The organism is Caballeronia sp. GAWG1-5s-s, assembly GCF_023631445.1.
Taxonomy (GTDB): Bacteria; Pseudomonadota; Gammaproteobacteria; order Burkholderiales; family Burkholderiaceae; genus Caballeronia.
This window is the reverse complement of record NZ_JALQDC010000020.1, coordinates 127,715-139,722: the sequence shown is the minus strand read 5'-3', so window position 1 is coordinate 139,722 and position 12,008 is coordinate 127,715. Positions and strand designations below refer to the sequence as shown.

Here is a 12,008-nt window from a genome sequence, read left to right as displayed (position 1 = left end):
ATGGGAGTCCGGTTCTTGTTTCGCATGGGTTGACGCAACTTCCGGCGCGCAAACCGATGCTGCCGCCTTAACGTTTGCGCCTTTGTTACGGGCGCGGAAACTATCTCGAAATTCGGGTTTTAACGTATCCGCTGATGATAGGCAAGGAGCCACTGCCAAAACCGTCATCAGGCGCTGATGACGGAAGCAAACCGCATGCGCCGGCATCGCGTAACATCGGGTTTCCTGCTGTTCTTCATGCCACCGTCACAGAGCCGACCGATGTATCTGCCCGCCCATTTCGAAGAAAACCGCGCCGACGTGCTTCACGCGCTGATCGCCGCGAACCCGTTAGGCGCGCTCGTCACGCACGGTCCGAACGGGCTGGACGCAAATCATATTCCGTTCGAACTGGACGCGAATGCGGGCGAGCACGGCGTTCTGCGGGCGCATGTGGCGCGGGCCAATCTGGTCTGGAAAGAAGTCGCGCCGGGCGAGAACGTGCTCGTGATCTTTCAGGGCGAAGCCGGGTATATCTCGCCGAACTTCTATCCAAGCAAGCAGGACACGCATCGGCAGGTACCGACGTGGAATTATTTCGTCGTGCATGCGCACGGCCGCATCACCGTGCGCGACGACGAAGCGTACGTGCGCGGCGTCGTCGCGCGGCTCACGCGCAAGATGGAAGCGGCCGAGCCCGCGCCGTGGAAGATGGGCGACGCGCCGCGCGATTACATCGACGAGCTGCTGGGCGCGATCGTCGGCATCGAGATCGAGGTGACGCGGCTCGTCGGCAAGGCGAAGCTCTCGCAGAACAAAACCGATGCCGACCGCTTGGGCGCGGTCGCGGGTCTGCGTCAGCGCGGCGGCGATGCGGCGCACGCGCTCGCCGACGTCATGTCCGCCACGCTGAACGACCCGCCGCGCGGCTGAGAACCGCGCTTGACCTTCCAGTCATGGGAAGGTCGATACTGGATGCATGAGAACGGGAATTGCGTCCGTTCAGCCAGATCCGGAGCGTTTCACCATGTCATCGGCTTCAACTCAATCGGAACGGACCGCCGAATTCGCCGTCGGCGGCATGACGTGCGCGTCGTGCGTCGCGCGCGTCGAAAAGATGCTCAAGCGCGTGCCGGGCGTGGATGCCGTCGCCGTCAATCTCGCGACCGAGCGCGCCACCGTGCACGCGAGCGACGCCGTCACCGACGACCAACTGCTCGCCGCCATCACAAAGGCCGGGTACGAAGCGACGCGCATCGTTCCTGACGCGCCGCCCGCCGTCGACGCATTGCACACGCGCGACCGGGAACTGGCGGCGGTCATCGGCAGCGCGGTGCTTTCGATGCCGCTTCTTGCGCCGATGCTCGGCCTCGATCTCTCGCCGTGGCTGCAACTGGCGCTCGCAAGCGTCGTGCAGTTCGGCTTCGGATGGCGTTTCTACGTCGGCGGCTATCGCGCCGTGCGGGCGCTCTCGGGCAACATGGATCTGCTCGTCGCGCTCGGGACGTCGGCGGCCTGGGGCGTGTCCGTCTATCAGATGTTCGCGCACGGCCACGCGCATCTGTATTTCGAGGCGTCGGCGGTGGTCATCACGCTGGTGCGCTTCGGCAAGTGGCTGGAGGCCCGCGCGAAGCGTCAGACGACCGACGCGATCCGCGCGCTCAACGCGCTTCGCCCGGACAAGGCGCGCATCCGCGATGCCGCAGATCCCGCGCGGGAACGCGAAATCGCGCTCGCGGACGTGCGGATCGGCGATATCGCCATCGTGCGGCCGGGCGAGCGCGTGCCGGTGGACGGCATCGTGCGCGAGGGCCGCACGCATATCGACGAATCGCTGATTACCGGCGAAAGCCTGCCGGTCGCCAAGGAACCGGGCGCGCGTGCGACAGGCGGCTCGATCAACGGTGAAGGCGTGATCGCCATCGAAACCACCGCCGTCGGCGCGGAGACGACGCTCGCGCGCATCATCCGGCTCGTCGAATCCGCGCAGGCGGAGAAGGCGCCGATCCAGCGGCTCGTCGATCGCGTGTCGGCCGTGTTCGTGCCGGCGATTCTCGGCATCGCGTTAGTCACGCTCGCCGGCTGGCTGCTGCACGGCGCAAGCGGCGAGACGGCGTTGCTCAATGCGGTCGCGGTGCTGGTGATCGCGTGCCCGTGCGCGCTCGGCCTCGCGACGCCGACCGCGATCATGGCGGGCACCGGCGTGGCGGCGCGTCAGGGCATCCTCATCAAAGACGCCGAGGCGCTGGAGCGCGCGCATGCCATCGAAATCGTCGCGTTCGACAAGACCGGCACGCTCACCGTCGGGCGGCCGGCGCTCGTCGCGTTCGACGCCGCGCCGGGCCAGCATCGCGACGAGGCGCTCGCGCTCGCGGCGGCCGTGCAGCGCATGAGCGAGCATCCGCTGGCGAAAGCAGTGGCCGCTGCCGCAGGCGATGCCAACGCGACGCGGCGTTTCGAAGCGAGCGCCGCGCGCGCAGTCGCGGGGCGCGGCGTGGAAGCGGACGTCGCGATGGCGGAGCACGCTGGTGCGCCTCGACGCTTGGCCATCGGCAGCGGGCGCTGGCTGCAAGAATCGAACGCGGCCGTGCCCGACGCGCTCGCCGAGCGTGCACGCCAACTCGAAGCGCAGGGCAACACGATCTCGTGGCTGTTCGAGCCGGAGCGCGGCGCGGTGCTCGCGCTGCTCGCGTTCGGCGACACCGTGAAGCCCGCCGCGCGCGCCGCCATCGAACGGCTCTCGGAGATGGGCGTGACGAGCGCGCTCGTGACCGGCGACAACGCGGGCAGCGCGCATGCCGTCGCGCGGGCGCTCGGCATCGCGCCGGAGCGCGTGTTCGCGCAGACGCTGCCGGCCGACAAGGCACAGGTCGTCGCGCAACTGAAGGCGTCGGCGAAAGGCGTCGTGGCGATGGCGGGCGACGGCATCAACGACGCGCCCGCGCTCGCCGCCGCCGACATCGGCATCGCGATGGCGAGCGGCACGGACGTCGCGATCGAAGCGGCGGGCATCACGCTGATGCGCGGCGATCCCGCGCTCGTCGCCGATGCCATCGACATCTCGCGGCGCACCTATCGCAAGATCCGGCAGAACCTGTTCTGGGCGTTCGTCTATAACCTGATCGGCATTCCGCTCGCGGCGCTCGGCATGCTCGATCCGATGTGCGCCGGCGCGGCGATGGCGTTTTCGAGCGTGAGCGTCGTGACCAACGCGTTGCTGCTCAGAACGTGGCGGGCTCGGGCCGGACACGCGGGGCCCGAGGCGGCCGATGCGGTGCGCGACGGCAAGCCGGTCACTCGGACCGCATAACACGCGCTGTTCGCGGCGGCGGGATGGCGGCGATGCCGCCGTCGCGAGAGGCGGTTCTCCGCGGGCCGCACCGCATTGTGCTTTGATGCGATCCTTGCAACGCGCATGACGCTCCGGGCTCGCGGTATTGCCCGCCGGGAACGCCATGCCGATGTCGCCGGTCTGCTTGCGAAGTAGATCGCGGCCCCCGGATGGCGACGATGCACGCGTCCCGAGAGGCGGCTTTCAGCGGCCGCGCCCGCAACTCGCCTGCATGCTCTACTTGCAACGCGCATGGCGCTCTGCGCTCGCGGTATTGCCCGCCGCGAACGCCATGCCGATGTCGCCGGTCTGCGTGCGAAGTAGATCGCGGCCCCCGGATGGCCACGATGCCGCCGTCGCGAGAGGCGGCTTTCAGCGGCCGCGCCCGCAACGCGCCTGCATGAGCTTCTTGCAACGCGCATGGCGCTACGCTCGCGGTATTGCCCGGCGCGAACGCCATGCCGATGCCACCCGTCTTCGTGCCCGAGTAGTGCGCGGCGGCCGGATGGCGACGATGCCGCCGTCGCGAGAAGCGCCTTTCAGCGCAGCGCATGCGCTTCTTACAACGCGCAACGATACCCAGCACCCAGCCCGGTTTGCGAATTCACCACGCTGCCACATGGCAGTGATCAACGCGCACCGTGGCAAGCATTTTGAAATCCGAAATGTTTCTCATCCTGCCCGACGCGACATCGCCCGTTAACGCACTCGGCACGGACCGCTCGATAGACGGAAAAACACGGATGCCCGTTTGTGCGTGGTCGCACATTGCGGCGATTTCGCTCGCGGTACTCTGGCTTCACACACCTGACCGGCGGCGAGGCGCTGTACCGAAAACTGAGAGATTTCCGGAGCCCGACGCTGAACACATAAGCATTCAATCACGCAGCGCAGATTACAGGTCCGTCGCACCATGCAACGTCATAACGCTATGCGCGAGCGTGCGCGTATGGGCTCGCGCCCGTCCCTGTTTCAGCCAGACGCGGAGCGCATTGCGCGCTCCAGCATGACCCGCTTTACCGAGGGCTTCGAAGCACTGACGGGCGAGCATTTCGCCGATTACCCGTCATTGCACGCCTACAGCGCCCGCGAATTCCGCCGCTTCTGGCAATACTTTCTGCACTCCGCGCAAGGGCTGGAATGGTCGGGCAACGCGGACCCGGTTTGCATCGGCGACCGCTGCGAGACCGCGCGCTTCTTCCCGCATGTGCAGTTGAACTATGCCGAGAATCTGCTGAACGCGGGCATTGCGCCCGACGACGCCCCCGCGCTCGCTTCCTGTTATGCCGATGGCGGCCGCGTCGCCTACACGCGCGGCGAACTGCGCGAACGCGTCATGCGGCTTGCGCACGCATTGCGCGAACTGGGGCTCGCACCGGGGGACCGCGTCGTCGCGATCATGCGCAACGACGGCGACGCGATCACCGCCGCGCTCGCCGTCACCGCGCTCGGCGCGACGCTCTCCACGGCCGCGCCCGAGAATGGCGTGCAGTCCATCGTCGACCGCTTCGCGCCACTCGCGCCGCGCATGTTGATCGCGCATACCATGCCGCGTTCGTTCGATACGGCCGGCTCGCTCAGCGCGCACGTCGCGGCGGTCGCGGCCGAACTGCCGTCGCTCACGGACATCGTGTGTCTCGACGACATGCCGCTGCCGACCGGCATCGGCACGCGTCAGCACGTGTTGCACGACCTGATCGTGCAAGGCGACGCGGCGCAATTCGCGTGGCAGCGGTTCGCGTTCGCGCATCCGCTCTTCATCATGTTTTCGTCGGGCACCACGGGCAAGCCGAAATGCATCGTGCACGGCGCGGGCGGGACGCTCGTCGAGCATGTGAAGGAGCACCGGTTGCATAGCGACCTCGGCCCCGGCGACAAGCTGTTCTTCTTCACGAGCTGCTCGTGGATGATGTGGAACTGGCAGTTGTCGGCGCTCGCGTCGGGCGTGCAGATCGTGACCTATGACGGCCCCGTCGCGGCGGTCGATACGCTCTGGCGCATCGTGGCGAACGAACGCGTCACGGTGTTCGGCACCAGTCCCGCTTACCTGAAGATGAGCGAGGACGCGGGCCTCGAACCGGGCGCGCAATTCGACCTGTCTGCGCTGCGCGCGATGATGTCGACCGGCGCCGTGCTGTTCGATTCGCAGTTCCACTGGGTGCATCGGCATGTGAAGCCGTTGCAGCTTCAGTCGATCTCGGGCGGCACTGATATCCTCGGCTGCTTCGTGCTGGGCAATCCGAATCTGCCCGTGTTCGCGGGCGAGGCGCAGTGCAAGAGTCTCGGCCTCGACGTGCAGGCGTTCGATCATGGCGCGCCGACGGCGCTGCCCGGCGAGCTCGTCTGCACGAATCCGTTTCCGTCGCGGCCGCTCGGTTTCTTCGGCGACGACGAGGGCGCGCGCTTTCACAGCGCGTATTTCTCGCAGAACGAAGGCGTCTGGACGCACGGCGACGTCATCGAATTCTCGCCCGAAGGCTCCGCGCGTCTGCATGGCCGCAGCGACGGCGTGCTCAATGTTCGCGGCATCAACGTGAGTCCCGGCGAGATCTATCGCATCCTCAGCGACATTCCCGAGGTTTGTCAGGCGATGGCCGTGGCGCAGACCGGCGAGCGCGCGGGCGAGAGCGGCCAGCGGATCGTGCTGCTGCTCGTGCTGCGGCCCGGCGCGCATCTGAACGCGACGCTTGCCGTGCGCATGCGACGCGAGATCATGCGACAAGGCTCCGCCGCGCTCGTACCCGACGTGATCGTGCAGGTCGACGGCCTGCCGGTCACGCACAACGGCAAGCCGTCGGAGGCCGCCGCCCGCGATGCCGTCAACGGCTTGCCGGCGCGCAACGTGTCGTCGCTCGCGAATCCCGGCTGTCTCGATGGCATTCGCGCGCACCCGCTGCTCGCGCGGCAGACGGGCGAACTGCCCGCGCCGGGGGAATCGGCGGAGAGTGTCGAAGCGTATCTATGCGCGCTGTGGGAGCGGTACTTCAACTTTGCGCCGATCGGCCGGGAAGACAACTTCTTCGAACTCGGCGGACACTCGCTGCTGGCCGCCCGCATGCTCGCCGATATTCGGCGGACGACCGGTCGCACCCTGCCGATCGCGACGTTGATCGTCGCGCCAACGATTGCGCGGCTCGCCGGCGCAATCGTTTCCGACCAGGGCACGAGCGCCGCCAACTCGACGCTCGTGCAGATGCGGGCGGGCCGCGGCCGGCCGCTCTTCATGGTCCATAGCATCACGGGATCGGTCATGGAGTGCCTGACGCTCGCGGCTACGCTGCAAAGCGAGCGGCCGATCTACGGGTTGCAGGCGAAAGGACTGGATGGCGATGAAACACCGCAGCGCAGCGTCGAGGACATGGCGCGCGCTTACGTGCTGCGCATGCGCGGCGTGCAGCCGACCGGGCCGTACGCGCTCGTCGGCTATTCGTTCGGCGGACTGGTCGCGCTGGAGATCGCGCAGCAGCTCGTGAAGGCGGGCGAGCAAGTCGAAATGCTCTGTCTGCTCGATACCTACGTGCACGAACGTTGTCTGCCGCTTTCGGCGTGGGCGCGCTATCAGGCCGCCATGCTCGCGTATCGCATGCGGGAGTTCCGCTCGCTCGATGCGCGCTCGCGCGTGCGCTACGTGCGCGGCAAGGCGCTCGCGCTGACGGACCACGTCCGCATGCGGCTCGGCAAGACGGCGCAGCGGCCCGGCCCGGAGACGCGCAGCCTGCCGCCGCCGCTGATGCTCGTGCGCGAATCCATGCGCGTCGCGATGACGACGTACAAGCCGCGCCGTTATCTCGGCGGCCCGATCGTCTACGTGCGCGCGTCGATCATGCAGGACGATCGCGGCGATCCGCTGCCGGTGTGGCAGCGCGTCGCGAAGCAGGGCCTGCGCATCATGCAGGTGGAAGGAAGGCATCACGATCTCGTCGTGGAGCCGCATCTGGCAACCGTCGCGATGGCGCTCGCGCAAGTGTTGTCGAATATGTGAGCCGTCGACGGCGGCGCGTGACACTTCAAGCGACCTGAAAACCCGGCCGGGGCCCGCCTCCGTGCCCACTCGGCGCGTCCATCGAATTTCTTCGATTTCAGACATGCCCGATACCACTCGGCGCGCGGGCTGCGCATACTCCGAAAACTGTAAAAAATCGCAATCACGCAACGTCCGCATTGTTTCCAGTACGACCTATGACTACCCGCTGCCTGAGCTTTCTCCGAGTCGACGCACCCGCAGTTCTCGTCAATCACAAGCACTATTGCGCGCAACTAGGCTACGAGCACGAAACCGTCTCGCTGGCCGGGATCGAATCCCGAGCGCAACGTCTTTTGCTGAAGTACGAAACGGTGCTGCATCACCTTCGGCAGATGCCCGAACATGCGCTGCTCGTCTGCTTCGGCGAAGACTGCCTCGTGTTGAACATGCATCCGGTCGAGCCCATGGCGGATGGCCGTCAGCATCTTCTGCCCGCGCTCGGCGGCAACACCGGCAAGGAACAAACCGCGCTGCAAGTCTGGCGCAATACGCAGCCCATCCGCGATTTCATCGTTCATTGCATCGAGCAGTGCAAGATCTGCGGCGCGACCGACGACGAGATCCAGCTTCTCTCCCCGCTCGACTACATCGAGCCGCACGGCGAGCGCGGCGGCATCATGTGCGCCATGTTCTGCAATCCGCGCTACGAGCCGGTCTGGGCGAACCACGCCAATCTGTGGGCTATCGTCATGGCCGAACAGGAGATGTACGGGTTCATCCATGCGTCGTTCCGCAACGCGCTCGCCGAGCACATCAACGATTGCCAGCAGAAAGGCGCGCGCCTTCTCGACTTCTCGCGACACGCGGCGCACGTGCCCGCCGAGCCCTTCAGCGTCTTCAATCCCGGCCGGCCGATCGCGCTCGTGACCTATTACACGGCGAACGTGCGCGACTACGGCGCGGTCGCGGAGCAGAACATGCGGCGCTATTGCGAGCGCCACGGCTACACGCTCTACGTTTATCGCGACACGCCCGCCGACGCCGATCCCGGCAGCACCGGCACCTGGCTCAAGCCGTGGTTCCTGCGCAAGCACCTGCCGCATCACGAATGGATGATCTGGATCGATGCCGACATTCTCTTCGTCAACCAGAAGAAGCCGCTCGAACCGCTGCTCGCCGATCGCGACATTCTCGCCGCGCACGACATCGGTCCGTGGGTCATCAACGCGGGCGTGCTCGGCTTCAGGCGCACGCCGGACAACGCGGCTTTCGTCGACGAAATCTATCGCCACGTGAGCGCTGCGCCGGATAAGTCGAGCACGTACGCGAACGGCGGCGATCAGACGATCATCGCCAATCTGCTGCGCGACCGGCTCGGCTGGACGCTCGCGACCGGCCACGACTGCGTGAGTCTCAATACGCCGTGGTATTTCCAGCAGCCGTCGAGCCTCATGGTGCATTTCGTCGCGATTGCATCGACGCTGCGCGCCATGATGATGTGCGCGCAAGAACGCGTCAGCTTGCAAGCGGGCTGACGCTTTCATACCAGCGCGACGGCGTAACGCTTCTATCGCGCGCGCCGCTTCGTTTGCTCTACTAGCGAGACGCTCGCCCCATTCCGGGCGACGCCTTCTCTCGAACGTGGAGCACGCATGTCAGCGCAACCTCGCCTCAATCAACTGGTGCTCACCGTCGCGTGCCCGAGCGCGGCGGGTCAGGTGGCCGCGATCGTCGGCTTTCTGGAGCACCACCACGGCTATATCGACGAACTCAGCGTCTTCGACGACGACCTGAGCGAACGCTTCTTCGTGCGCTGTGTCTTTCATGCCGCGCGCCGCGACGACATGCTGGACCTCGCGATGCTGCAACGCGAATTCGCACCTATCGCCACGCGCTTTTCGATGACGTGGGCCATGCACGATCTCGCCGTGCGGCCGAAAGTGCTCATCATGGTGTCGAAGCTCGAACACTGCCTCGCGGACTTGCTGTTCCGCTGGCGCATGGGCGAGCTCAAGATGGATATCGTGGGCATCGCATCCAATCATACGGATCTCGCGCCGCTCGCTGCGCAGCACGGCCTGCCGTTTCATCATCTGCCGATCACGGCCGACACCAAGCCGCAGCAGGAAGCGCGCGTGCTCGATCTCTTCGACACATCGGGCGCCGAGTTGCTGATTCTCGCGCGCTACATGCAGATTCTCTCGGCCGACACCAGCCGCAAGCTCGCGGGCCGCGCGATCAACATCCATCACTCGTTTCTGCCCGGCTTCAAGGGCGCGAAGCCGTACCATCAAGCGCATGCGCGCGGCGTGAAACTCATCGGCGCGACCGCGCATTTCGTCACCGACGATCTCGACGAAGGCCCGATCATCGAGCAGGAAGTGGAGCGCGTCGATCACGCGTATAGCCCGGAGCGTCTGCTCGCGACCGGGCGCGACGTCGAATGCATCACGCTCGCGCGTGCCGTGAAGGCGTTCGTGGAGCGGCGCGTGTTCATCAACGGTGAGCGGACCGTCGTGCTGCGTTGAAGCCTGAAATACAAAGCGCCGCTGATGAGCGGCGCTTTTGCTTCGGCCCTGCCTGACGCTCATTTCACCCAGCTATCCACGCGATCGCCGTGTGCGCTGATCCATGCGTCCGCGGCGGCGGCCGGCTTCTCGCCGTTCTGCGTCGCGAGCATCACGCTGTCGATTTCGCCCGGCTTCCACTGGAACTTCTTCAGGAACGCGACGACAGGCGGCGCCTTCTTTTCCAGCTCGGGATTGACGACGTTATCGACATGCTCGGCCTCGCCGAAGACCTTCTTCGGATCTTCGAGGAACTTCAGCTTGTACTTCGCGAACATCCAGTGCGGCTTCCAGCCGGTCACGATGATGGGCTTTTTGGCCGCTTCCGAACGCGCCAGCTCGGCCGTCATCGCGCTGCCCGAACTCGGCATCAGCTTGTAGTCGAGGTTGTATGCCTTGATCGCTTCGCTCGTCTTTTGCATGACGCCCGCGCCCGCGTCGATGCCGACGATGCGCGAATCGAACTCCGCCTTCTTCGCTTCGAGGTCGGACAGGCTCGATACGTCCGCGTTTTCCGGCACGATCAGGCCGATCTTCGCATCATTGAAGTTCGGTCCGAGATTCACGACCTTCGACTTGAAGTTGTTCCAGTACGCGCCGTGCGTGACCGGCAGCCATGCGGACAGCGTCGCGTCGAGGTCGCCGCGCGCCACGCCTTGCCACATCACGCCCGCCGCGACCGGCACCAGTTGCACCTGATAGCCGAGCCGCTTTTCGATGATGCGCGCCGCCACGTTCGACGTCGCCACGCTATCGTCCCATCCTTCGACGTAGCCGATCTTGATGGTCGGCTTCTCATCGGCGCCCGCACCCATGCTCGCGGCAAGGGCCGCGCTCATCGCGCCCAGCACGAACAGTCTTCTCATCGCTTTCATTGCTTTCCCCTTTGCGGCCCCACGCCGTGTATGCAGAATCGCCAGCCAGAATTGCCACGTAACGCACTTTTACGACACGCAGTTGTCCAGAAGCGACGCGTTATTTATCGACGACGAGATCGGTGAGCGGCGTGCTGCAACACAGCAGCACCATGCCCTGATCGATCTCGCGCTGACGGATGCCGCCCGCATGTTTCATCGATACTTCACCGGAAACGAGCTTCACCTTGCACGTGCCGCACATGCCCTGCGTGCACGACGACGGCAGGCGCACGCCCGCTTTCTTCGCGGCGTCGAGCACATGCTGCGTGCTGCCGCATTCGATCTCGCGCCGGCTCTTGGCAAAGCTCACCTTGAACGTGGTGTCGACGGGCGCGGGCGCGAAGCCGCTCGAATCATCGCGCGCTTCAATGGTGTCGGCGTGCGCGGCGATCGCATCGCCGACATGCGCGCTCGCCAGCTGCGAGGCCACGTCCGCGATGGTCTCGAACGAGAAGCTCTCTTCGTGATAGTGCGTGCGATCGAAGCCGCCTTCGTCGAGGAGATCGCGCACCGCTTTCATATACGGCGCGGGACCGCACGTGAAGATCTCGCGTTCGAGGAAGTCCGGCGCAATCAGCTTCAGCAGCGGCAAGCTCAAAAAGCCCGTGATTCCAGGCCAATTCGTGCGCGCGCCGACACGCTCGCACACGAATGCCGTGCGGAAATTCGCATGATTCGACGCGATGAGATCCAGCTCGCGCGCGAAGATGATGTCGTCCGGCGTGCGCGCGCTGTGAACGAAGACGATATCGGCATCGTCGCCCAGTTCGTGATGCGCGCGGCTCATCGACATGAGCGGCGTGATGCCCGACCCCGCCGAGAGAAACAGGAACTTGCGCGCCGGATGCCGCGCGCAGGTGAACTCGCCCGACGGTCCGAGCACGCGCACGCGCGATCCCGCGACGACGTTGTCATGCAGCCAGTTCGACACCTTGCCGCCCGGCACGCGCTTCACCGTGATCGAGATGGTGTGCGGGCGCGTGGGCGCGGACGAGATCGTATAGCAGCGGTTCACCGGCTCGCCGTCGATGTCGAGTTCCAGCGTGATGAACTGTCCCGGCTCGAAGACGAATGAGCGTTCATCGGGTGCACGGAAGAAAAAGCTCTTCACGTCGTGCGTTTCCTGCCGGACGTGACAGCAGACGAGCGTATCGTCGGTGTCGCTGTTCCAGCGCGCGGGCAGCGCGCCCCAGAACCTCGGTTGCGTCACGCGGCTGGGAGTCGGCTCGAACGTCGCCTGATCGCGCATC

At 65.8% G+C, this 12,008-nt stretch carries 8 protein-coding genes; 6 read left to right on the top strand and 2 right to left on the bottom strand.

Annotated elements, in window-relative coordinates; all coding sequences use genetic code 11:
* The first annotated feature begins 261 nt into the window (after positions 1-261).
* From NCR34_RS14070 to purU, 6 genes are all read left to right on the top strand, one after another.
* Entirely contained in the window at positions 262-912 is a 651-nt protein-coding gene (locus NCR34_RS14070; RefSeq protein WP_250500167.1) for an FMN-binding negative transcriptional regulator, read from the top strand.
* A 148-nt stretch (positions 913-1,060) separates the two neighbouring features.
* On the top strand, positions 1,061-3,289 hold the full coding sequence (locus NCR34_RS14065) for a heavy metal translocating P-type ATPase (RefSeq protein ID WP_502800076.1): 2,229 nt from the start codon (positions 1,061-1,063) through the stop codon (positions 3,287-3,289).
* A gap of 421 nt (positions 3,290-3,710) precedes the next feature.
* Positions 3,711-4,013 carry a hypothetical protein gene (locus NCR34_RS14060; protein ID WP_250500145.1) on the top strand — a complete coding sequence of 101 codons (303 nt, stop codon included), beginning with the start codon at positions 3,711-3,713 and terminating at the stop codon, positions 4,011-4,013.
* Between the two features lie 210 nt (positions 4,014-4,223).
* Positions 4,224-7,292, top strand: coding sequence for an acetoacetate--CoA ligase (locus NCR34_RS14055; RefSeq protein ID WP_284506564.1), 3,069 nt, complete (start codon positions 4,224-4,226; stop codon positions 7,290-7,292).
* Between the two features lie 197 nt (positions 7,293-7,489).
* Complete coding sequence (locus NCR34_RS14050) at positions 7,490-8,809, top strand: glycosyltransferase family protein (RefSeq protein WP_250500143.1); 1,320 nt, start codon at positions 7,490-7,492, stop codon at positions 8,807-8,809.
* A gap of 117 nt (positions 8,810-8,926) precedes the next feature.
* Positions 8,927-9,802, top strand: coding sequence for a formyltetrahydrofolate deformylase (purU, locus tag NCR34_RS14045; protein WP_206469051.1), 876 nt, complete (start codon positions 8,927-8,929; stop codon positions 9,800-9,802).
* Positions 9,803-9,861: 59 nt separating this feature from the next.
* Here the strand turns inward: purU and NCR34_RS14040 are convergent, their stop codons facing one another.
* The gene (locus tag NCR34_RS14040; RefSeq protein ID WP_250500142.1) at positions 9,862-10,716 is read right to left on the bottom strand and encodes a glycine betaine ABC transporter substrate-binding protein; all 855 of its coding nucleotides are present in this window, start codon (positions 10,714-10,716) and stop codon (positions 9,862-9,864) included.
* 100 nt (positions 10,717-10,816) lie between these two features.
* A complete protein-coding gene (locus NCR34_RS14035) occupies positions 10,817-12,007 on the bottom strand; it encodes an FAD-binding oxidoreductase (RefSeq protein ID WP_250500166.1) in 1,191 nt (396 codons plus the stop codon).
* Position 12,008: the final 1 nt, after the last annotated feature.